At 37.2% G+C, this 21,753-nt stretch carries 25 protein-coding genes; 10 read left to right on the top strand and 15 right to left on the bottom strand.

Features of this window, described 5'->3' with window-relative positions:
- Positions 1–17 precede the first annotated feature (17 nt).
- Positions 18–458, top strand: coding sequence for a DUF4430 domain-containing protein (locus M902_RS14200; protein ID WP_021268405.1), 441 nt, complete (start codon positions 18–20; stop codon positions 456–458).
- A 6-nt stretch (positions 459–464) separates the two neighbouring features.
- On the opposite strand, the gene M902_RS14195 is transcribed toward M902_RS14200, so the two are convergent.
- Both M902_RS14195 and M902_RS14190 read right to left on the bottom strand, forming a co-directional pair.
- Positions 465–1,952 (bottom strand): YdiU family protein, encoded by a 1,488-nt coding sequence (locus tag M902_RS14195; protein ID WP_021267962.1) that lies wholly within the window; start codon positions 1,950–1,952, stop codon positions 465–467.
- Positions 1,953–1,958: 6 nt separating this feature from the next.
- Complete coding sequence (locus M902_RS14190; protein WP_021268504.1) at positions 1,959–2,180, bottom strand: SlyX family protein; 222 nt, start codon at positions 2,178–2,180, stop codon at positions 1,959–1,961.
- A gap of 136 nt (positions 2,181–2,316) precedes the next feature.
- On the opposite strand from M902_RS14190, the gene M902_RS14185 reads away from it, so the two are divergent.
- The 8 genes from M902_RS14185 (at position 2,317) to M902_RS14150 (ending at position 9,380) form a co-directional block, all read left to right on the top strand.
- Complete coding sequence (locus M902_RS14185) at positions 2,317–2,829, top strand: TlpA disulfide reductase family protein (protein WP_021268489.1); 513 nt, start codon at positions 2,317–2,319, stop codon at positions 2,827–2,829.
- Between the two features lie 66 nt (positions 2,830–2,895).
- Positions 2,896–3,627 (top strand): YebC/PmpR family DNA-binding transcriptional regulator, encoded by a 732-nt coding sequence (locus tag M902_RS14180; protein WP_021268366.1) that lies wholly within the window; start codon positions 2,896–2,898, stop codon positions 3,625–3,627.
- Positions 3,627–4,061, top strand: a complete 435-nt coding sequence (locus M902_RS14175) for a DUF5522 domain-containing protein (RefSeq protein WP_021268168.1) — start codon at positions 3,627–3,629, stop codon at positions 4,059–4,061. The genes M902_RS14180 and M902_RS14175 overlap by 1 nt, the downstream gene beginning before the upstream one ends.
- Before the next feature lie 96 nt (positions 4,062–4,157).
- The gene (locus M902_RS14170; protein WP_021268013.1) at positions 4,158–5,645 is read left to right on the top strand and encodes a DUF4105 domain-containing protein; all 1,488 of its coding nucleotides are present in this window, start codon (positions 4,158–4,160) and stop codon (positions 5,643–5,645) included.
- A 15-nt stretch (positions 5,646–5,660) separates the two neighbouring features.
- Positions 5,661–6,245: a hypothetical protein gene (locus M902_RS14165; RefSeq protein ID WP_021267907.1), complete on the top strand. Its 585-nt coding sequence runs from the start codon at positions 5,661–5,663 to the stop codon at positions 6,243–6,245.
- 11 nt (positions 6,246–6,256) lie between these two features.
- Positions 6,257–6,844: a hypothetical protein gene (locus M902_RS14160; RefSeq protein WP_021268547.1), complete on the top strand. Its 588-nt coding sequence runs from the start codon at positions 6,257–6,259 to the stop codon at positions 6,842–6,844.
- A 149-nt stretch (positions 6,845–6,993) separates the two neighbouring features.
- A complete protein-coding gene (locus M902_RS14155) occupies positions 6,994–8,517 on the top strand; it encodes a hypothetical protein (protein WP_021267919.1) in 1,524 nt (507 codons plus the stop codon).
- Between the two features lie 53 nt (positions 8,518–8,570).
- Positions 8,571–9,380, top strand: coding sequence for a hypothetical protein (locus M902_RS14150; protein WP_021268034.1), 810 nt, complete (start codon positions 8,571–8,573; stop codon positions 9,378–9,380).
- On the opposite strand, the gene M902_RS16555 is transcribed toward M902_RS14150, so the two are convergent.
- The 8 genes from M902_RS16555 to M902_RS14115 all read right to left on the bottom strand — a co-directional run bounded on the left by M902_RS16555 (position 9,268) and on the right by M902_RS14115 (position 17,521).
- The gene (locus M902_RS16555) at positions 9,268–10,128 is read right to left on the bottom strand and encodes a hypothetical protein (RefSeq protein WP_156979895.1); all 861 of its coding nucleotides are present in this window, start codon (positions 10,126–10,128) and stop codon (positions 9,268–9,270) included. The genes M902_RS14150 and M902_RS16555 overlap by 113 nt on opposite strands.
- Complete coding sequence (locus M902_RS14145) at positions 10,129–11,055, bottom strand: hypothetical protein (protein WP_021268128.1); 927 nt, start codon at positions 11,053–11,055, stop codon at positions 10,129–10,131.
- Positions 11,052–11,825: a phosphatase PAP2 family protein gene (locus M902_RS16205; protein ID WP_021267844.1), complete on the bottom strand. Its 774-nt coding sequence runs from the start codon at positions 11,823–11,825 to the stop codon at positions 11,052–11,054. Before M902_RS16205 ends, M902_RS14145 begins: the two co-directional genes overlap by 4 nt.
- Positions 11,826–11,861: 36 nt before the next feature.
- Positions 11,862–13,064 (bottom strand): multidrug effflux MFS transporter, encoded by a 1,203-nt coding sequence (locus M902_RS14135; protein ID WP_021268218.1) that lies wholly within the window; start codon positions 13,062–13,064, stop codon positions 11,862–11,864.
- The gene (locus M902_RS14130) at positions 13,064–13,930 is read right to left on the bottom strand and encodes a pirin family protein (RefSeq protein WP_021268067.1); all 867 of its coding nucleotides are present in this window, start codon (positions 13,928–13,930) and stop codon (positions 13,064–13,066) included. Before M902_RS14130 ends, M902_RS14135 begins: the two co-directional genes overlap by 1 nt.
- Positions 13,931–13,940: 10 nt before the next feature.
- A complete protein-coding gene (locus M902_RS14125; protein ID WP_021268672.1) occupies positions 13,941–14,873 on the bottom strand; it encodes a glutathione S-transferase family protein in 933 nt (310 codons plus the stop codon).
- 95 nt (positions 14,874–14,968) lie between these two features.
- Entirely contained in the window at positions 14,969–16,003 is a 1,035-nt protein-coding gene (rlmN, locus tag M902_RS14120; protein WP_040315132.1) for a 23S rRNA (adenine(2503)-C(2))-methyltransferase RlmN, read from the bottom strand.
- 66 nt (positions 16,004–16,069) lie between these two features.
- The gene (locus M902_RS14115) at positions 16,070–17,521 is read right to left on the bottom strand and encodes a disulfide bond formation protein B (protein WP_198011910.1); all 1,452 of its coding nucleotides are present in this window, start codon (positions 17,519–17,521) and stop codon (positions 16,070–16,072) included.
- A gap of 265 nt (positions 17,522–17,786) precedes the next feature.
- Between M902_RS14115 and M902_RS14110 the strand changes: the two genes are divergently transcribed.
- Complete coding sequence (locus tag M902_RS14110) at positions 17,787–18,209, top strand: hypothetical protein (protein WP_156979892.1); 423 nt, start codon at positions 17,787–17,789, stop codon at positions 18,207–18,209.
- A 16-nt stretch (positions 18,210–18,225) separates the two neighbouring features.
- On the opposite strand, the gene M902_RS14105 is transcribed toward M902_RS14110, so the two are convergent.
- The 5 genes from M902_RS14105 to M902_RS14085 all read right to left on the bottom strand — a co-directional run bounded on the left by M902_RS14105 (position 18,226) and on the right by M902_RS14085 (position 21,744).
- The gene (locus tag M902_RS14105; protein ID WP_021268123.1) at positions 18,226–18,432 is read right to left on the bottom strand and encodes a cold-shock protein; all 207 of its coding nucleotides are present in this window, start codon (positions 18,430–18,432) and stop codon (positions 18,226–18,228) included.
- Between the two features lie 201 nt (positions 18,433–18,633).
- Positions 18,634–19,443, bottom strand: a complete 810-nt coding sequence (locus tag M902_RS14100; RefSeq protein ID WP_021267999.1) for a metal ABC transporter permease — start codon at positions 19,441–19,443, stop codon at positions 18,634–18,636.
- Positions 19,443–20,327 carry a metal ABC transporter substrate-binding protein gene (locus tag M902_RS14095; RefSeq protein ID WP_021268420.1) on the bottom strand — a complete coding sequence of 295 codons (885 nt, stop codon included), beginning with the start codon at positions 20,325–20,327 and terminating at the stop codon, positions 19,443–19,445. Before M902_RS14095 ends, M902_RS14100 begins: the two co-directional genes overlap by 1 nt.
- 9 nt (positions 20,328–20,336) lie before the next feature.
- Positions 20,337–21,392 (bottom strand): hypothetical protein, encoded by a 1,056-nt coding sequence (locus M902_RS14090; protein ID WP_021268355.1) that lies wholly within the window; start codon positions 21,390–21,392, stop codon positions 20,337–20,339.
- Positions 21,393–21,453: 61 nt separating this feature from the next.
- Positions 21,454–21,744: a hypothetical protein gene (locus tag M902_RS14085; RefSeq protein WP_040314873.1), complete on the bottom strand. Its 291-nt coding sequence runs from the start codon at positions 21,742–21,744 to the stop codon at positions 21,454–21,456.
- Positions 21,745–21,753 lie beyond the last annotated feature (9 nt).

Here is a 21,753-nt window from a genome sequence, read left to right as displayed (position 1 = left end):
TATACTTAGGAGAGATTATGTACAAATTTGCACTTTTAGCACTTATTTCAACTTTTAGCTTTGCCGCAACTTTTGAGTTTGTAGGCCCTTGTAAAAGAGGTGCACTCTTTAAAACAGAGATGCAGCTAAAAAATGGCCTAACTGTTGGAAGCGCGACGATCGACCTTCTAAATAATTTTGGTATTGCCTACAAAGGGTCTCAAAGAGGAATCAATTCTATCTTTGATACACCTACGGGAATTGATGCCATGGAGGTCTTAAGTGATTCTCAGATGAATGCCCATGGTTGGTGTTATTCAGTAAATGGCAAAAGCCCGGAAGTATATCCAGATGAAGTTCCGCTAGGAAATGGTGACCATGTTATGTGGTGGTTTGGCTATGCTCACTACGACAGCGGCGAGTGGCTTACTCAATGCGAGCCAACTTGGAAGCGCGCCCCTTCACAATTTTGTAACTAGGTACGCCTAGCTCGAACAACTTAGTGTCGAGCAACCAGGCCTTGATGTTGACCAATCAGGGGCCTTAACAAGAAAAGGTCTTGTGAATTCATTTAACTCATATGGATTACCAATGGCCTTTTCAAGATTTCTTAGAGATGTCTCATCCCCTTTTTCTAAATCATCTAAAACCATCTGAACAATATAATTACGTGGAATAAAGACTGGGTTTGTTTCGTTCATAACTCCAAAAGCAATCATTGGGTCGACTCTTTGAAGCTTTTGCTCACGTTTCCACTTAGTGACCCATATACTGATCCGAGAAAGATCTGAGTCACTTAAGTCTTTGTAGAAAACATCTTGCCAAGAAACTTCCTCACCTTCCATTACACTCATTAGGGTACGGTAGAAAAGAGTCATGTCGGCCTGCAATTCATATTTCAAATCAAAAAGTTCATCAATAAACTCACGTGTACAAGTCTTAAGCCCTAGCTTCTTGGCCATACTCTCCTGATAAAAGCCGTGAAAGTATTCTGGAAATTGATCAAGAATTTCATCTAAGTTTTCAAGACATACAGTCTGAAGAGCATCTTTAAGTTGCCCAAGATTCCAATAAGCAATACTTACTTGATTGATAAAACGGTAGCGTCTTTCTCTAAAGTCCGTTGTATTTGGTGTCCAATTTGGATCAAATCGATCAAGCCAACCATAAGGGCCGTAATCAATTGTTAGTCCAAGCATTGAAAGATTATCAGTATTCATCACGCCATGAACAAAGCCCACACGCATCCACTCGCTCATTAAAAAAGCAGTTCGACGAGTAACTTCTTTAAACATCTCCTCGATACTCATGCCTGGAAAATAATTATCAATCGTAAAATTAATAAGTTCTGTTAGCTCTTCTAGTTCATGATTGACAGCATGGATTTGATAGTGACCAAAGCGCAAGAAACTTGGAGCAACGCGAGTGCAGATAGCGCCTTTCTCATAAGCAGCATTTCCATCATAGAACATATCACGTAATACTTGTTCACCTGTTTCAACAAGACACAGCGCTCTTGTCGTAGGTACTCCAAGATTAAACATGGCCTCTGAACAAATATACTCTCTTAAAGACGAACGTAGAACGGCCTTTCCATCTGCTCCTCTTGAATAAGGGGTAAGGCCCGCGCCTTTTAGCTGAACCTCAAGTCCATTATGAAGACCTAAAGTCATGGCCCTGCCATCACCTAACTGTCCGGCCCAATGACCAAATTGATGTCCTCCATAGCGAGTTGCCACTGGAGCAGTATGGTACTCTTCTTGATTACCACTTAGAAGCTTTAGCCAACTCTGTTTGTCATTCTGACTAATTCCCATGGCCTTTGCAAGGTCCTCTGACCAGCAAAGCTCTTTAGGAGCGGGAGATTTTTCAGGAGTGACACGACTAAAGTGTGCGCCAGGAGTTTGTTGTGGACGACCTGTAAGATCTTTAAATTCTCGCAGGCCCTTATATGCTACTTCTAATTTAATCATAATTACCTAGTAATGCGGTGGTTTGAAATCTTTAAGATTTTCAAGAGTCATTTGTTCACCAGATGCCTCTCCTTGATTTGCAAGAAGGTTTCTAATATGGACGACAAGTTCATCAATGATGAATTCTTGTTTAGTGACAACTTCGTTTAGTTGGCCCAGTAAATGATCTTGGTGACAAAATTTTTCTTCTAATGCGATTAATTTCTTTTCAAGTTCTTCGTTATTCATGTCTATAAACTACTACATTACTTAACTAGCGTCTATTTCTTAGTCGATGAATACTGTACTTTTGGGAGCTTACAGTTTTCAAAAAAATAGGATTTTATTAATATGGCCCCTTTCTTTACGTGGTACAATTACTGCCATGAAAAAGAAGTGGAATATCACCACAAATTTCATCTCCATCCTTCTTGTTGGATTTATTATTTACAAGCAGGCTCCTGCTGTACTCAATAACTTTAAGAAAGAAGGAAGTACTCTTATCCCAAAAGAGTATGTGGATCTTCGTACAAACAAGAAACTCGAGTTTCCAAGTAAGAATTTACAAAATAGAAGCCTTGCCATCTTTTGGGCGACTTGGTGTGGCCCATGTAAGGTTGAAATGAAACGCCTACACCAGTCAGTACAAGAGGGAAAACTTAAGGCCCATCAGATCTACGCCATAAACTCTTTTGAGAGCGAGTCAACAATCAGAAGGTTTATTGGCCAATCACCTTATGAGTTTCGCTTTATCTCTTCGGCCTACGCCGTCAAAGCACTAGATATTAAATCAACTCCCACAACAGTTCTCCTTGAAGGACCTCATGTAAACTCCATGAGTTCAGGTCTCAGTTTCATCGGAATTTGGCGCGCAGAGCAATACCTCGCTAAGAAGTAGTTTTCTCGACAAATAGTCATCCTCTAGCTACTATTAACAATACTTTATTATTTAAACGAGGATTCTATGGGAAGAAAATGGGCCAATATCGTCAAGAAGAAAGGCGCTCTTGATAAGGCAAAAAGTCAGATTTATACAAAGTTATTATTTGAAGTAACAAAAGCAGTAAAATCAGGTGGCGACGACCCAGGCTCAAATTTTATCCTTAAAATTGCTCTTGATAAGTGTAAGGCAAATAACGTTCCTAAAGACAATATCGATCGCGCTATTAAGAAAGGTCTTGGTGGAGAGGATGATGGATACGAAGAAATCAACTATGAAGGCTATGGGCCAAATGGTGTTGCAGTATTCGTTGAGGCCTCGACAAATAACCCTACTCGCACTATTGCAAATGTAAGAGTTCATTTCAAAAAGGCCGGTGGATCAGTTGGAACAACTGGAACTCTTCAGTACGTATTTTCAAGAAAGGCCCTATTTGAAGTTCCTGTTGCAAATCTTGATGAAGACGAGTTCACATTAGAGATGATTGACGCTGGCGCAGAAGATATCGAAGTGGAAGATGGTTACTTTTCAATCACAGGGCCAATGGAAGTCTTCGGCTCAATCTCTAAGAAATTAGAAGAAATGGGAATTACACCGGAAGAAGCAACACTTGAACAAATTCCACAAACCTTTAAAGAAGTTGATGATGAGACATATTTAACTATAATGAAGATGGTAGATGGACTTGAAAGTGATGAAGACGTTCTAAAAGTTTATCACAATATTCAATTTGATGAGCGTTTCGAAAACTTATAATGGATAAAGCAAAACTTACATATACAAATGAACAAGGACGAGAGGTGAAAACCTCTCAATTCCTTAAAAACCGCGGCTCTTGTTGTAAGACGGCCTGTCTTCACTGTCCGTACGGCTTTACTTTAAAAAAACATGGTATCCAAAGCAAAGAAGTAACACTCGACAAAATTGCTAAAGCACAAGCTATTTTAGATTCCAATCAACAGGACTCTCTTTCCGTCGCCTCTTCTCTTATGGGAGCGGCCTTTGGCGGCAGTAAACCTAAGAGGATCACAATTTCAGAAGCAAATTCAAGTGACTTTGCCTTTGTTGAACTTAAGGGCGAGATCTTTGGCCTAATCGAAAAAGGTAGCGTCCAAGTTAAGAAGCTCTATCTAAAAGAGCAATTTAAAGAACAGGGACTTGACCTCGATACAGTAAATTCAATTATATAGAAACTGTTCACTGTTTTTACACGCTCTTCTTTTTTTCAATTTCTCTGAGAGAAATCTGTAATCAATTTATATTGAAACAGATTAATTGGAGAAAATATGAAGAAGATTACTCTACTTTCAGTAGTGCTTACGGCACTTCTTAGCTCACTGACTGCTCAGGCCAGACATGACGAATCGTACTTTGAGAAAAGACAGCGTGAACGTATGGAAGAGCGTAGAAAGCAAAAAGCACTTGAGAAAAGGGCCAACCAAATCAATTGGGGTGCAAATTACCAAGATCTTCTTAATGAGAATTCTCGTTTTTTCAAAAGACTTTTTGAGCGCTATGAGAATGGAAATATCATAGGTCTGGAGCTTGTGATCGCTTCAAGTTCTTGGTCAAATATTGAAAGTGGCTTTGGCCACACTATGCTACGTTTTGTAGACAATGTAGGAACCCAAGCAGATGATGTGGTCTTAAGCTTTGTTGCAAATGTCGACACCTTAAAACTCAATTACTTCAAGGGTATATTTGGTGGATATCCAGTGTTTCCTCAAGTTAAAAGTCTTCGTATGTTTATGGATGAATATAATAATAAACAAAGACGTGACCTTGATCGCTATATCATTATTTCAAATGAAGAGATTAGAAAGAATATTATTAATGAACTAAAAAACCAGTGGGAAGAAGTAACTAAACACCGTGTTGATACGCAGAAGTCAGTCCTACAAAATACTCTAGAAGAACTTAATCAATTTTCAACAAAGAAGTATGGTGAAGGTAACTACGGAATCCTACCTCTGCGTTCAGGAACAGGATCGGTTTTTGCACTCACTCCAGTTCCAAATAATTTAACTTCAAATTTTAAGACAACAGTTGAAGAAGTCTTTCCTGTTAAATATGAGTTACCTGAAAGTAGCGAGTTAGGAGATTACACATTCTTCTCTAATAATTGTGCTGGTGCACTTGTTAACTTCTTAAAACAAGTTGGATATCCATATCACAAAAAAATGGGATTTAAGGGGCGCATCCCTCTTGCACTTCCAGACTATCTCCAAAGAGCACTTATAAACCCATACCCTATTATTAAGATCCACTCTCTAAGAGAACTTAAGGATAAAGCAGCAAGTATTCTCGAACTAAAAGATGAAACATATCTACAATACGATATCAACACAGACCAAGTTAAGAAGCTACAAAAAGCACTTAGCTTAAATGAGTTTAGAAAACTTAATGAAATTGCAACTCTAGATCTTGATGCTTTTAAATACTATGCATCTCAGATTCAAAAAACAAAGTCAGTTTCCTTTGATGAACTTCATGGAATTACAAAGGCCCCGAATGCTCTTTATGAAATATGTAATAATTCAAAATGCGAACAAGATATCATTAAAGGTCTTGAAGATTTTTACGGTAAAGATTCCTTTTCTAAGATTAGAGAAATCAATAAAGAGAAGTCACTTAAGGCCATCACAAAGTGGAGACATGACCACAATACAAAGAGAAGAAAAAAGGTCATTACTCGCCCTTATAAAGGCTTATTAGTTAATAAGAAAATATTAGATCATCAAAAGAGATTCTACCTACTCGATTCGAGATGGTAGCAAATAGGAGAAACCATGAAAAAGATTATGCTATTAACATGTCTTGTATCAATTCTAATGGGCGTTAGTGCTAAAGCATCATGTCTAGAAGTATATAAAGAAAATCATCGAGCACCAGACTACCAAGACATTGGAGCGATGAGCGGTATCTCTTCAACAATTGCAGGAGTTACTGTGGCAGGAGGAGAATTTGCTCTAGGCCTATCAACAACAAGTGCCGTTGCAATCCTTCACCCAGATAGCGCACTTAGTGAGCTCACTATCTCTAAAACAATTAAGAGTGGTGCTACATCAACAGTTGACGCTCTTTACTACGGTGCTTCTAGTACATCTGCAGCAATGGGGATAATTAAAGACCGTGACTATAGAGAACAATTAAAGCTTATCCAAGCATCTGAGTTGGCACCTAAGATAATTAGTGGTGATATCATCGAGATGACAGGAAAGATCAACGATAGTCGTCCAGTAGATAAAAGAGTTTCAGTAAATCAAGTGGCAGGTGAAATTCAACTCGCAAATGAAAGGATGGAGTTCTGTCTTGATAGCGAAAATCTTATGACTGTAGATGAAATTCAAAAATATATCGAAGAACAACTATAAAGGAGAGAATAATGAAAAAATCATTAATTACGCTAGGGATACTATGCTCACTAGCTGCTTCAACACAAGCATCATGTCTTGAACTTTACAAAGAAAGAAATAATGCACCTTCGGACAGGGCCCTCGCAACAGGTGCAGCACTTAGTACAACAGGTGTAGCAGTAATTTATGGAGGTATAGAGCTAGCTTCAACAACGATTGCTGCCGGAACAGCTCTACTTGAAGACTCTGACAATATCATTATTGATCTAATCGCTCTTGATATTATAGAAGATGGACTTTCATCATCAACTCATGCTGTTTACCACGGCTCATCTAGTACACTAGCAGCGACAGGAGTAATTGATGATAGCAAGAGAAATTTTAGAGGACAAATTGAGCTAATCCAAGATGCGCAGCTTTCTCCAAAAGTAACAGGAACAACTCTTGCAGAATTTACTGAAGACCTAAACGATAGAAGGTCGACAGATAATAAAGTTTCCGTAGAGCAAGTTGCAGATGAAATCCGCGTAGCTGATGCACGTGGTGAGTTCTGTGTTGATGAGGATGATATGATGTCAATGTCTGAGATCCGTAACTATATCAACAATCAAATTTAATTCGTGTTTAAATAATAGGCCCTGCTCAGGGGCCTATTGTTTAATTTCTAGACACTTCCCTCTTCTAAAGACTTTAAATCACATAGTTTAATTGGCACCATCATTGCTCTTAATAATAGATATAGAAAACTAAATTAGGAGAGATAGAAATGAAAAACGTCTACTGCTTGGGACTTCTTGCCACTCTAATTATAAGCGCTAACGTTAAGGCCGAGAGCTTTCGCGGAAAGATCTATGATAAAGATGGACAGGCAAGAGCTATTGTTAAGGTAGATGGACAAGAGCAAGACTTATCTCTTAAAATTGATCAACGCTATCACAAGTATATGGACAAGGTTCTAAAAAACTCACCGACCTACGTCTTTGAATTCGACGGAGAAATCTCAGGAGATCAACTCGAAATCAACAAGATGCCTAGAGTTGTGGCCGACCTTGAGGACCGAATTGGAACACTCACAAGAGCAAAGGATGGACGTTACTATATCGACGACCAACTTGTTGAATTTGGCCGCTCAAAAAAAATCTATGGAAGCGAATTCGACTATATCTCTCGTCACTACTTTGAAAATAAGAAAGTTCATACACAGGGACATATGCAAGATGAAACCTTTATCATCAACGCTATCATACCAGCAGATCTTTTTAGTGCTGGCAAAAATCCATACCCAGCAAATGAGAAATTTAATAAAAACCCACTTAGGTACATCTTAAAAGAAATGCCAAAGAATAAGAACTCACAATCGACAGAACCCTTTAGAGGAACGATTAGACATCGTGATAATTACGAGGCAACTCCAGGAGACCATGTCTTTATCGTAACACTAAGTGGACGCCAAGGTGATGAGCCAGGTGCTGCTGCTGGGCACTTTGCTATTGGAATGGGAGAAGTCCAAAATGATCTTTCCATTAAAGGAGAAACTTTTAATTTTTACTTTAAGGGAGAAAAAGAAGTTCTAGCAAGCAATACAGACTTAATTAGCTACTACGGCCACCTTATACAAGGGCAAGTTAACTATAGGCCAACTTATACTTTAATTGGTTATGCTCGCTCTAAAGAAGATATGCTTAAAGTTAGAGATATTTTTGAAGAACAGCTTCATCGAGTTCGCACCGAAGAAGGACTTGAGATTACTCCATTCTACAATTGTACAACAACATCAAATGATACGATGAGAACAATTGGTATAAAAGGAGCTCATGAGTTTGCAATTAGCAATATCTTTGACTATCAAACATACATACCAATGAGTTCAAAAGCTCCAAAGGATGGAATTAATGCTTCGACTCTCTCTCAACTACGCTATATCTTAAAAAGAGATACAGAACACTATGTTCCAAGAAAAGCATTTGAGTCCTTTGCTAAGGCAATGGTTTATCAAAGTAAAAGACTAAAGCTTAAAAGAACGGACTATATTTTCTTGCCACAAACACCTTCTCAGAGGCCAAATGGCGGAATCTCATATGATGAAGTCCTATCAGAAGGAAAGAAAATTATCGACTTCAAAGAAGAGCGCCTTCTTAGACTTGAAAGAGAGGATAATGCTCGAAAAACGCTACAGAACCCTAATGCAACAGCGGAGCAAATTCAAGAAGCAAAAACAATTTTAAATAATGCTCCGACGAAAGAAGAGGATCAAAAACAAATTAGCGAAATCCTATACAGAATAGACTAAAATTAACTTTCTCCTAAACTTTTATCTTGAGATGATAAAGTTTAGGAGTTTTCATGTATAAAACCTTATTAATTATACTCTTATTCATCCCACTACTTTCCTACGGAGAATGGAGTACTCATCGTTTTTCAATAGGCCTTGGCTACACTTATCTGGACACAACGATCCAAGTTGGAAAGAAGTCTTTAGGTGCATTTATTTTAAGTACAGAAGATACTTTAGGTCTAGATGATACCCAAGCATCTCTTCGTTTACAATATGAATGGCGCTTCACTAAAAACAAAAAACATGGCCTTACAACGGGGTGGTATAGACAACATCGTAATGCACGAAGAGTTCTCGCTCAAGATATAAAATATGTAGACAAAGATAATAATGAAGTCATTATAAGAGCTGGTACCTCTGTTGATACACTCTTAAACTTTGATATAATTCGTCTGGCCTACTCTTACTCATTCTTCCTAGATGAAAGAGTCAATATATCGGCCGGTGCTGGTTTCTATATAATGCCTTTAGAGTTTGCAATTGGAGAAACGGGAAAAACAAAGACTCAAAGTGACTTCATCGCGCCACTACCAACATTCCAACTTAAATCAGAAGTTAAGATAACACCAAAATGGACACTTTCAAATGAATTCAATATCTTCTATATACAAATTGGAGATTATACAGGAAGCATTATCGCAACAAACTTATTTATCGACTATCTTTTCTATAAGAGTTTTTCTGTCGGCCTTGGCCTTGAGGCTTTTAAGTTAAAGGTCGATATGGAAGAAACATCAGATGTATTTGATGCTGAAGTTGGTGGGGAATTAAACTTTGGGAATAACTCTCTAGTGGCCAGGGTGCGCTACGAACTATAGGTGTTTGATAAATTTTTAGATAAAGGTCAATCCAATTTAGCAAGTCCTTTCTCTTTCTATTAAACTGATCAATTTGTTCCTTACTCAAAGACTTCGAGAATTTATCAAAGAATTTGAAAAAAGACTTATTTTGCCTTAAGACTTCATTTAAAGAAACAATGTCTTGAAAGTTCTTTTTCAAATAGGTTTGATATGCTTTTTGATCTTTTAAATTCAAGGCCTTAAGAAAGTCATGATGCCAACTATTACCTTTTACTCGAGTACTTTTATAATCCTTTGCAAAGTCGTCAACTAGCTTTACTTGTCCAACAGAAAGCTTCCCAAATATATTTTCAAGACGCCTTACACCTCTTTTCTCATAGCTTTCATCATAATCCTTCCGATCATCAATACGCTTCTTTACAAGCTTCTGTCTTTGTTCAAAGCTAAGGTTTGATAAAACCTCAATTGATATTTTATTAACCTTCTTCATAATACGTTCATAAGGAGGGTATCCTCTAACGACGACTTCTTTAAGAGAGTCCTTTTCAACCTGATAATTTTCAATGAGCTTCTTCAGCTTAAGGACTTCCTTATGATGCTCAAAAAAGGCGTTTGTAACTTTAATACGCAACTCTTTTTCTTGTTCGTCATCAAGGGAGAGATAATCGTCAATCTTTTCACTTAAGAAATCCGGTGCTTTCTTAAGTATAACGTCACGATAACTACAACTTGTAAAAATGAATAGAAAACACAACAGATACTTCATTTAAAACCATTTCTCCACCTGAATAATAAAGTCTAAATAAGAATTATCCGCAACATAGAGATCACTATTATCAACTTGTAGATCATACCGATCAATTCTTTGGTTAACTTTAAAAGTAAGTATTCCAATTCTTTCTTCATATTTTAGATAATCAAACTTTAGAAAATAGTTTTGTTGAGTTGATTTCTCAACGTTAACTCTTTGAGACTCTCCAGTAAGCGAGAAAGTATCAGCAGATAAGAATGACATTCCTAAGCTTGCTTTAAAGAGTTTAGAAAGATCAATTTGACCTTGAAATCCGATATCAACCTGATGGCTATCCTCTGCCTTCAAGTTTTCATTTCCAAATTCAAATTGATTAACTCCACCGTTGTAAAAAATTGCTCCAACATGGGCCATTAGATAGAAAGTATTAAAATCAATTCCAGCTATTGCACTAATCTGATAAAATTCTTGTCCATCAAATGGACTAACGGTTCTACTAAGAGGAGTCTTCCCCGAATTCGTTGCTCCCCATACAACTTTAGTATTAACATCAAAGAAAACTTCATCTTTATCAATTACACGGTATCTTAATTCGATTGCCGGATCATAAATTGCAAAAGGACTCTCCTCTGGCGTTTCTTCATCAAGTTCATTCTCTAGATGAGTCTCAAAGTCAAAAATTTCAGCATGTGTACTAAATGCCGCTAAAAACTTATCAGTAAAGGCATAGCGATACTCAAGGCCAGCAACTAAAACTGAACGATCCACCTCAAAGAACTCTTCAAGTCCAGTACTTCTATTATCAAATTCCATTTCATCTATTGACCAATAGAGTGAATAGGCTAAAACACTTTCGGCCTTATCTGGAAAACGATACAAATAGTCTAAGCGGTTAACAGCAAAGACTGAGAACGTTATAAAATAGACTAAGAAATACTTCATAACATCATCCCAAAGCTTAGAGCAAATCGCTCATTAATAATATCAACTGAAGGTGAAATAACGATCTTATTCTTAACATTAAAGCGATAATGACCATTTTCATCAAAGTGGAAATCGTACATAAAATAGCTAGTAAGACCTCCTATCAGGGCACCCATAGAAACATCACGAAAGCTGTGCTTCTTTGCATCAATTCGACTCCACCCAATATAAGTAGCATAAAAAAGCGGAAGAGAGGCGACAAAGTAGTTTCGATGAAATCTTCTACTATTAAAAATATCCTTGCTCATCCACATCCCTACCGCAAATGCATGTGTCGTATGCCCGCTAGGGAAAGAAAGGTAATTTGAGCTATCTGGCCTCTCCTTATTTGCAGTATACTTAATACCAAAAGTTATCCCTTGAGCAATAAGCATAGACTCAGTAAAAACAAAAGCCTTTTCAAGAGCAAATTCATCGCTACCAAATAAATAATATCCGTACATTCCCGCAGTTAGTAACTCAGGGCCATGATTCCCAAATTCGTATAACCACTTTGGAACAGAGAGGTCATCTTCATTATAATCATAATCCCCACCCTCAAAGTCTGTCTTTACAAAGGAAGGTGAAAAAATAGAGTAAGTAAGAAGCTCAATTGCAAAAAAAGTTGAAATAAATTGAATTTGAATAGGAGAAATATCCCATTTAGACTTTCTCACATGTTCGGAAGGAGCAACATAAGCCAGTGTATTTAGTGTAAAAAATAGAGATATAATAAATGCTTTTAACATCTATTAATGAAAACAAAATTTACCGAATTCGTCTATTTATTTTACTTTAAGGACGATAAATAAAGAAAGAGTACTACAAATTAAAAAGCCCAACGCAATTGGTGTCACATCTCCACTGTACATTTGGCCAATTAGTCCACCAATCGTCGCAGAAATAATAATCTGAACTGAGCTAACAACAGAGTTAGCGGTTCCAGCAATATGGCCCATTGGCTCTAATGCGAGTGCAATAAAGTTTCCAAAGAGAAGGCCAAAGCTAAAAAGACTTAAAAGTAAGAAGCCATAAAATAGAAAGAAAGGAGGAAGTCCTCCAGTGAAGATTAAAATGATATTGAATGTAATTGCGATTAATGAAATTGTCGTCAACGCCAATCGACATAGCTTCTTCATACCAAACTCTTCAACGAGTCTAGAGTTTAAAAATGATGACAATCCAATAAATGAAGCAAGAACACCAAAGGCAAGAGGAAAGTCTTCTCCTAATCCATACTTAATTTGTAGAATTTGCTGAGAAGTATTTAAGTAACCAATGAATGCCCCAAAGACTAATCCGGAAGCAAGAGTGTAACTAATTGTAATAGGATGACTTAAAGTTTCAAAGGCAGCATCCTTAATTTTCTTATACGACAGGGGTCTACGATATTCTTCATGTAGTGTCTCTTCTTGTCTTAGCGTAAACCAAGTAAGGCAAACCACAGCAATGACAAGCATAATAAGAAAGATATCACGCCATCCCCCAAAACTTAGAATAACTTGGCCAATAGTTGGAGCAAGAGCTGGCACAAGGACAAAGATGATCATAATCAAAGACATGGTCTTGGCCATAAGTTTTCCACTAAAACGATCTCTAACCATTGCTGTCGAAATAATTTTTGCCGATGCGGCACCAAGCCCCTGTGTGAATCGGCCAACTAACATCATAGAAAAAGAATGTGCGTTTAAAGAAATGAGTCCACCAATAAAGAAAATAGCAATACCAATATACATGGCAGGCTTTCTTCCAATAGCATCAGAGATTGGACCAAAGAAAAGTTGTCCAACTCCCATTCCGAGGAAAATGAAGGAGATAATCATTTGGTTATCGTTAGGATTTTGCACACCTAGGCTTTGACCGATAAGGTTAAGTGCCGGCAACATTGCATCAATGGATAATGCAGCAAATGACATGAGGGCCGCCATTAGAGTTATAAATTCACGACGTCCTATTTTCTTTTCAACTTCTTCTACTGATAAATCCACTACTTTAAATGTCCCATTTTTCCTGATTGATAATCTTCAAAAGCTTCTACGATCTCTTCTCTTGTATTCATCACAAAAGGCCCATGTGAAAAGACTGGCTCATCAATAGGCTCACCATTTAAGATCAAAAGCTCTGCGCCTACATTACTTGATAACTCAACCTCTTGGCCATCCCTTTCAAAGATCACTAATTGATGTTCGTTAACTTGATTACCATTTACTGCAACACTTCCTTTACGAATAAGAACAAGTAAGTTTGTTTTATCATCTAATGAAAGTAAGAAGTTAGAATTCTTTTGCATTTTTGTTTGAATAATATTTATTGGCGTGAAGCTCTGACAAGGCCCTATTTTTCCATCATATTTTCCTGAAACTAATTTTAGCTCAACATCTTTATTTGGATTAATAATTGGAAACTTTTCATTTTTAATGCCTTGATAACGAGGAGCAGTCATCTTGTCTTTCTGTGGAAGGTTAACCCATATTTGCACCATTTCAAATACACCACCTATCTGAGCAAATTTTGGAGAATGAAACTCCTCATGAACAACACCACTTGCGGCCGTCATCCATTGCACATCACCACTTCCTATTATCCCACCTCCACCAGCTGAGTCTCGATGCTCAATTTCACCTTCAAAGGCAAAAGTGACTGTCTCAAAGCCGCGATGAGGATGCTCTCCCACCCCTCTCTTTGAGCGTGTTGAAGAAAATTTCTTCGGAGCTGCAAAATCCATCATGAGAAATGGAGTCGTATAATAATAGATATCATAACCAGGATGAAACATCGTATGCACATGAAAGCCGTTTCCAACCCAATGCTTTTGCGGTGGGTTTAAAATATATTTGATTACTTTTTGTTTCATATAATTATCCTTAAAAGATTTCACTCGGCCCTAAGGCAACAATACGACATGGATTCAAATCACCATGGCTATAGAAGTAGTGTCTTTTGATATGATCAATATTTGTCGTCTCTTTAATTGCATCAATTGAGTACATATCTCTTACATAGCGAGATAGGTTTTTGTAGTCTTTAATTCGTCTAAGATTGCATTTAAAATGTGTTACATAGACACAATCAAATCTTAGTAAAGTAGGAATAAGTCTTAAGTCGGCCTCTGTTAACTTGTCCCCTAATAAGTATTTTTGACCTTCAAGTATTTGCTCGAGATGATCAAGAGATGAAAATAATTTTATGACTGCTTTTTCATAAGCTTCTTGAGTTTTCGCAAAACCACTTCGGTAAACACCATTATTGATAGAGGGATAAATAAAGTCGTTTAATTCGTCGATCTTGGCCGCTAATTCATCGGGATAAAAGTCCTCCTCATTTCCCGTTAGCTTATTAAATTCAGAGTTAAATATTCGAATTATTTCAGACGACTCATTATTAACAATCGTTTGGGTTTTCTTATCCCACAGTACAGGTACTGTTACAGTTGTATTCACTTTAGGGTCGGCCTTTAAATAGAGTTCTTGTAAATAACTTAGGCCATATAACTCATCACCAGTTGCCCCCTCAAAAGACTTATCAAAACTCCAACCCATCTCTAGCATGTCAGGAGAGACAACGCTGACTCCAATATGAGATTCAAGTGACTTTAACTTACGGTAGATAAGCGTGCGGTGTGCCCACGGGCACGCATAGCTGACATAGAGGTGGTAGCGTCCACTTTCAGGTTGGTACTTTGGATGGTTGTTACTTACTATCTCTCTAAATGATCGAGGCACACGATCATAGGCTCCACTTTCGTCACTAGTAATGACTGAAGAATTAATCCACTTTCCATCGACTAAACGTCCCATAATTAAACCTTTGTTTGATTAATATAGAAACAGAATAGCGAACAAACGGATCGATTAAAAGACCATTTACCTGATCGAGATGTACTACTTATAGATCATTTCGTATTAAGCTGGCCACAGGCAGCAAGAACATCGTCACCCTTAGTAGTACGCACCATTGTTGGTATCTTATACTCTTCTAAAAGGAGCTTGAATTGATTGACCCTTTCTAAATCTGGCCTCTTATACTGTGTTCCGGGGAATTCATTAAATGGTATAAGGTTAATTAATGCTCGTCGATCCTTAAGAAGTTGCCCAAGGGCCAGAGCATCTTCTTGGCGATCATTTAAGTCCTTAATAATCAGGTATTCGTAAGTCACAAATTGTTTATTACGAAGAGGTATCCCATCGATATAGTCGAGAACTTCTTCTAATGGGTACTTTCTATTGATTGGTATTAACTCATTTCGAGTTTCATCAAATGGAGAATGCAGAGATAAGGCAAGATTAACACCAGGAATTTCATCCTTCCATCTTTTCAATCCTGGAATATAGCCACTTGTCGATATCGTAATTTTTTGATGGCCTATAGAGGTTCCATATTGAGATGTAAAAATCTCACAGGCCTTCTTAACTTCGTCAAAATTATGAAGTGGCTCACCTTGTCCCATAAAAACAATATTAAGAATCCTCTCTTCGCCCGGACGATTCTCTCTTAGCCAATGCCAGGCACTTAAGAACTGCCCAATAATCTCTGATGCTGAAAGATTTCTTTTAAGCCCCTGTGTTCCAGTAAAGCAAAAAGAGCACTTCATAGCACAGCCCACTTGTGAAGAAAGGCAGATTGAATATTTCTTATTAAATGGAATTAAAACACTTTCAACTTTAGAACCATCTGATAATTTAAATAGAAACTTTACAGTTTTATCTTCGGCCTGCTGAATTTTTACGGCCTCAGGTAAATCAAAACTAAAAACCTCATCGATAAAAGATAGAGTTCCCTTGGCAATATCAGTAATGGAATTACTATATTTATTTTTTCTTTTATAATACCAATTATAAAGAAGATTCGCGGCCGAGGCATTAAGACTGTTTTGTTCCAGCAACTGCTGTAGATCATTGAATGTAAGTTGAAAAAAAGACTGTTTCACAGGCCTAACAATATAAGAATTAACACACATAGTCCATGCCAAAGAATCAAAAGCAATCAATAAGGACTATTTTGAAAAGAAGGTTGCTATCCTTCCTTCAACTAGAACGAATTGATCTTTTTTATAAACGGCAAGTGCCTGAAAGTTTCCTTTTGGTAATTTTATTGCACCAGAAAAAGCTGCAGACTCATTATCAAGAATTAGTATTTCATTACTATTGGGTTCTAATCCGAATAAAATAGAATCGATAAGCTTAAGACTTGAGATTACTGGACCTAAGTCATTATCATCAATAAAGATCTCTCTCTCACTATTTAAAAGAAAATCGGTTGTTGAAAATCTAGTGGCAATAACTCGATTATTTTTCTCATTTGGAATTGAGAGGATTACTAACTCTTGAGTTTTTTTATCATAGGCAAGACATCTAATATAAGCATACTTTGAACGAACACTCGATAAATTACCTCGAATCTTTTCCTCAATGCCATTACTACCTTCTAAAAATCCCGCATACTGATCGACAATCTTTGCCCTGTCATTTATTCGAATAATGACAAAAGATTTATTAAAACCTATGACCATTATTCTTCTTGGACTGATAAAGCTAACACCCACAAGAGATTTAATATCAATACTATAAAGTGGATCAATTCTCACGTAATAGAGAATACTCTCTAATTTCTCATCTAATAGATAAAGGTAGTACTGATCCGTCACAAGGGCAAATATCTTAGATTCAGTATGATAATCGATATCTCTAACCTCCCCCCTAATACGACTAGGAAGTGTGATATCCTTAACCTTTACTAAAGTATCCCCACTTTGAAACATAGCAATTTTTCTTCTCACATCATGTTTAAAATAAGGCTTTTCGATTGAGTAATTTCCTCTGAGACTGAAAGGTTTAAGAAGGCCAGACCAATTCTTAGTCGACCAATTCCACCCCTTTGGCGTCCAAGAAAACCTCACAGGGTCACTATGTCCAATAAAAGGAGGTGGCCCGACCTGAGTAAATGCTTGAATAGAATTAAAAAATAAAATCACAAAGAAAGAGACAAAGGCCAGCGATTGAAACTTACTAAGATAGCGAACTTCGCCGTCTTCATTATCGATAAGATTACTTCCAAGAAAAAAAAGAACGATAGAGAGGATGAGAAGAATTGACCAAAAAATAATAACTCCCCACGTATAGGTATGTAATCCAAAGATCTCAAGAGCAAAGCCTTGTCCTATATCCCGTAAGAAATGACCTCCCGTATGCCTAAGGGCCATAAAAATGCCAATAGTCGAATAAAAAATTAATAGGCCTAGATACTTTGGTCTGAGCCCATAACGCATGATAAAGAGAGTCGTTAATGTAACAAACATAAGTGCGGCCCTCTCCTGCCAGCATAGAATACAAGGGTTATCACCGAAACCAAATCCTAAGATTACACAGGCAATCCCAACTGGTAAGATGATTAAAGTCATTGATGCTAAGGCAACGACATTGTAAAAACGCTCTGATTTATCAGTCATAGGCATCTCAGTAATTCCCCGGTGGGAGTAACATCGATTTAGTGGCAACAAACCAAATAAAAAACATTAAAAAAGTAGCGCTATAGAGAAACTTTTCTGCTTGTTTCTGGTTTTGCGGCCTTTTCCAAACGAGGAAACCGGCAATTATTAACAGTACAATTTCTAGAAACTCCATGAAGACTCCTTCTATCAGTACGATTCGGAATTAACAAAAACTTAGCTAAGTTAAATTCCCTTAAATTTAGCTATGAAGTAAAATAAAGTAATGACTAAAGGAGTAGTAATGAGAAGTGCTAAGCTATTTATTTTAATGCTTATTTCAACTGCATCATTTGCAAAGTTCGGAGTAAAGTCACAACCACTATATCACTGTGTAAACTACGATGAGAGCTCTATTGTAACAGATGCTATTATTCATCAATCCCAATATGGACGTGGCCCACTCTTTCATGAAATTGAGGTATTTGTAGAAGATATAAACCAAAACAAAGAGTTTTCTTTCCGTAAGAAAGTTAACTATATTCCAAAATACGATGCGAAAGTTGAATCATTCACCACCGGAAGTTTTAGGATCAGACTTGATCATGTCGTTGGTGGAATTGGTGGAAATATTTGGGCATTCGTTAGAATTCCACAATACGGAGTTCATTCTTTTGATTGGTCATGTAAGGTAGTAGAGGGACAATAAATGTCCCTCTCAAAAATTAAGCTTTTTTAACTTGAGTTGCACAAGGCCCACGCTTACCTTCCCCAAGCATATAAGTTACTTTATCGTTATTATTTAACTTATTGCCACTTTCGATAGCAGATATATGGACAAATAAATCACCTTCTCCACTATCTGGTTTAATAAACCCAAAACCTTTTGTTTCATTAAAAAATTTAACTTTACCTGTTTGCTCTGTATTCATATTCTTCCCTATTTTTCCAAATCCGACAATCAGTTGCCGGGAACTAAATTAACAATAGGAAAGTTATCGCCAATACAACGAGATTTGAGAATTTAAAATAAGTAAAGATTTTAAAATTGATATTTAAACATCTTATTCCACTTTTTTATTATATTAGGAATTAGCTTATCCTAAACTAAGCGAATCAAAAAAGGCCGCACTTTACGAAGAGCGACCCATTTTTATTCTGACTAAGACTGGTAGTAATATTATTGGGACAATCGTAAAGACTACCACAATAATTGCACCAGCAGGAAGATCGTAGAAATAACTCAATGCCATTCCCAACAAACTTAAAACTACCCCAATTCCCCAACCAATAAAGAGTTGAGACCTAATGCTCTGAGAGAGTAAAGTACTAATCAGGGCCGGTACGACTAAGAATGAAAATACGAGTAATATTCCTGCTATACCAACAGATGATGTAATAACAACACCAAATAGAGAAAAGAAAATAAAGTCCCAAAAAGCAGACTGATTATTTTTATCGATCGTCGACCTAAGAATCTGTTTTCTGAATACATAGTGAATTGTAGCAACAATACTATAGATAACACCGGTTTTAACAACATCTGCCCAAGTTACCCATAGTATTTTTCCAATAAGTATTTCTTTAATATGTTCTGCACCATGTGCCATCATATTTACGACAAGTATGACAGCAGAAGAAGCGAAAGCATAAACTAAGGCTATTAGGACTTCCTGAGAAATATACTTTTCAAACTTCTTGGCCCAAGCAAAGTACGCTGCGGCAACAAAAGTGAACCCTAGTGAAATAAAATAGCTTGGCCCACTATGATGATCAAGGTGAAGGAGTAATGCCACAGTTGAGCCAAGGCTTGCAACTTGAGCGAGAGAGAGATCGACAAAGATCACCCCTCTTCTAAGAACATGAAGGCCTAAATAGCAGTGAATCCCAACTAAAATTAAACACATGACAAATGGTGCAGCTAAAAAAGAAATTACTTCCACTAATCCTCCAGTGCTTTTGCGAGAATATTATAAAGAGAGAATATGTCTCGTGCCTCAGCACTTCCATCGACAGCAACAGGAACATTTCTAATCTTTACATCTTTGATCGTTGTACGAATTCTTTTTGCCACTACATCATCAAAGTAATTTTCCACCAAGATGTGACGAATCCCTTCCTTCTTCATCTCTTTAATAACACTGATTATATGAGACGCCGTAGGAGGTATTCCAGGCTTAGGCTCGAGAACATTTTGTACATGAATATCAAACTCATCTAAGAAATAAGTAAGTGTACGATGATAAGTAATAATCTTAACACCTTTCTTTATTCTTGCTCTTAGCTCTTTAATCACCTCTTGAGTACGTTTTTCATACGCTTTGTAATTAGACTCATAGTTTTGTTTATTCTTACTATCAAGCTTAATTAGTCGATCGCGCACGCCCTGAGCAACTTTAAGGGCCTTACTTGGAGAGAGCATAAAGTGCGGATTCCCTTCGGGGTGAACATCACCGTGTGCACGAGTAAGCTTACCTTTAACTTCATCAGTAAGTGATACAAGTGTATAGGCCTCCAGTCTTCCATCTTTTCCAGCTCTAAGCTTTGGATTACGACTTCCTCTTACAACAAGAGGCAGCCAGCCAACTTCAAGGCCTGCTCCAATACTAATTAATAGATCAGCACGTGCAACTTTAAATGTATAGCTAGGCTTGGCCTCAAGAAAGTGCGGGTCTTGAGTACCTTTAGCGAGAGAGTGTACATTAACACTCTCTCCACCAATTTTCTTTGCGATATCGGCAAGGTTTGTCGTCGTTGTTACAATATTCAATTGAGCATAGGAGCTCATACTTAGAACAAATAACAACCCTATTAGAAATGTCTTCATTTCAGCGACCTAGTACTGGTGTGCTGGATGAGCACCAATACTAAAGCTCAGTTGAAGACTTAGTCTTTTCTCAGGACGATCTTCACCATCGTGAATTTCATCATACTGCATTCTAACAGCGGAAAACTCAGTTGGTACAAATGCTAAAAGTGCTGTATACGCGTTTTGATCAGCAATTGATTCGTCTTTTGCCACACCAAGAAATTCATATTGTGCTTGAGTAAACCATCGTGGTGCAAATTGATAACGTAAGAATGTCGAGTAACCACCGTTTTTCACTTCATTCGTTCCCTGAACATCTTTATGAATAAACTCAGTAGACCAAACAAATGATGAATACTTACCCTTTTTAACTGGGCGCCACTTTAGAGTTAAGTCAGTTCCTAATACTGTCGACTTTTCGGCCTGTTGTTTAAAATATAGACCAGAGAGTCCCCATTCAAGAGTTAGTGATTCAGATAAGTCCCAAAGGTTCTTTAAATTCGCCACTGTTGCAATTGAGTGTGGGTCCTCAACAAATAATTCTTCATTTGTTGGCTGAAGGAATTGAACGGTTAAATCTGAATACCAAGGTAGAGGTGCTAAGTACGAAACGCCAATACCAACTTCATTTAGTCCCTCTTCACCAAACATATATTCTTGAACGAGACTACGATAGATAAATGGTTGAGCATGTGTATGCACCATATTGTACTTACCAAACTGAGCGTAGAACTTCCCAAGCTTTACTGTAACATCAGGGATTGAGATTGTTTCAGCAAATACTTCCTCCGGCTCAAATGCATAACCGTGCTCTTCCTCTCCACCCTCTTCATGGTGCTCCTTATGTACTGCAAATGTAGCTTCCGCTCTAAAATAGGCATCTACATCTGCGCTAAATTGCAGCTCCGCCTCCTGTAGAGAAAAACCATCGTGATCATTATCACGAGAAGAGTTCTTATAAATTGTCAGAGCGTTTAGGCCAATTGCTGGGTTAAAGCCATTTCCTCTAGAGTTATCAGATAGGGATTGTGCAAAAGTATTAGAGCTTAATAATAAAGCAGAAATATAAAATAAGTTTTTCAAAATAAACCTCATTGAAAATTAATTAATTAAATTTAAAGAATAAAAAGTGAATATAATTAGATTAACAATGAGCTGGAGGCCCACGAGGAGCAGCTTGTATATATAATGATTTATAAGTGTGACCAAGTGATGTCTGATAGCTTTCTGTTATTAGAAAGAGAAAGCTCGCTTCAAGGCCATGTGATAAGTCAGAGTTAGCAGAATCGTATTTGAACTGAGAAACTTTAATGCAGATATGACATACTTGATCGAGCTTATTTGACTCATGCTCATTTTCATGAAAATGCAGACTTACTGTAAGGAAGCTTACAAGAAAAGTTACCGCAAATATAAATCTAAAGAATCTCTGCATTAGATCAAT

Source organism: Bacteriovorax sp. BAL6_X (assembly GCF_000443995.1).
Classification (GTDB): Bacteria; Bdellovibrionota; Bacteriovoracia; order Bacteriovoracales; family Bacteriovoracaceae; genus Halobacteriovorax_A.
This window is presented reverse-complemented; position numbering and strand designations above follow the sequence as displayed.

Coding starts and splice junctions, on each gene's coding strand:
- M902_RS14165 (WP_021267907.1), top strand. CDS start 5,661: ATGAAAAAGATTATGCTATTAACATGTCTTGTATCAATTCTAATGGGC.
- M902_RS14180 (WP_021268366.1), top strand. CDS start 2,896: ATGGGAAGAAAATGGGCCAATATCGTCAAGAAGAAAGGCGCTCTTGAT.
- M902_RS16205 (WP_021267844.1), bottom strand. CDS start 11,825: ATGTTAAAAGCATTTATTATATCTCTATTTTTTACACTAAATACACTG.
- M902_RS14175 (WP_021268168.1), top strand. CDS start 3,627: ATGGATAAAGCAAAACTTACATATACAAATGAACAAGGACGAGAGGTG.
- M902_RS14130 (WP_021268067.1), bottom strand. CDS start 13,930: ATGAAACAAAAAGTAATCAAATATATTTTAAACCCACCGCAAAAGCAT.
- M902_RS14145 (WP_021268128.1), bottom strand. CDS start 11,055: ATGAAGTATTTCTTAGTCTATTTTATAACGTTCTCAGTCTTTGCTGTT.
- M902_RS14105 (WP_021268123.1), bottom strand. CDS start 18,432: ATGAATACAGAGCAAACAGGTAAAGTTAAATTTTTTAATGAAACAAAA.
- M902_RS14085 (WP_040314873.1), bottom strand. CDS start 21,744: ATGCAGAGATTCTTTAGATTTATATTTGCGGTAACTTTTCTTGTAAGC.
- M902_RS14185 (WP_021268489.1), top strand. CDS start 2,317: ATGAAAAAGAAGTGGAATATCACCACAAATTTCATCTCCATCCTTCTT.
- M902_RS14160 (WP_021268547.1), top strand. CDS start 6,257: ATGAAAAAATCATTAATTACGCTAGGGATACTATGCTCACTAGCTGCT.
- M902_RS14190 (WP_021268504.1), bottom strand. CDS start 2,180: ATGAATAACGAAGAACTTGAAAAGAAATTAATCGCATTAGAAGAAAAA.
- M902_RS14200 (WP_021268405.1), top strand. CDS start 18: ATGTACAAATTTGCACTTTTAGCACTTATTTCAACTTTTAGCTTTGCC.
- M902_RS14110 (WP_156979892.1), top strand. CDS start 17,787: ATGACTAAAGGAGTAGTAATGAGAAGTGCTAAGCTATTTATTTTAATG.
- M902_RS14125 (WP_021268672.1), bottom strand. CDS start 14,873: ATGGGACGTTTAGTCGATGGAAAGTGGATTAATTCTTCAGTCATTACT.
- M902_RS16555 (WP_156979895.1), bottom strand. CDS start 10,128: ATGAAGTATCTGTTGTGTTTTCTATTCATTTTTACAAGTTGTAGTTAT.
- M902_RS14150 (WP_021268034.1), top strand. CDS start 8,571: ATGTATAAAACCTTATTAATTATACTCTTATTCATCCCACTACTTTCC.
- M902_RS14115 (WP_198011910.1), bottom strand. CDS start 17,521: ATGACTGATAAATCAGAGCGTTTTTACAATGTCGTTGCCTTAGCATCA.
- M902_RS14170 (WP_021268013.1), top strand. CDS start 4,158: ATGAAGAAGATTACTCTACTTTCAGTAGTGCTTACGGCACTTCTTAGC.
- M902_RS14195 (WP_021267962.1), bottom strand. CDS start 1,952: ATGATTAAATTAGAAGTAGCATATAAGGGCCTGCGAGAATTTAAAGAT.
- M902_RS14155 (WP_021267919.1), top strand. CDS start 6,994: ATGAAAAACGTCTACTGCTTGGGACTTCTTGCCACTCTAATTATAAGC.
- M902_RS14095 (WP_021268420.1), bottom strand. CDS start 20,327: ATGAAGACATTTCTAATAGGGTTGTTATTTGTTCTAAGTATGAGCTCC.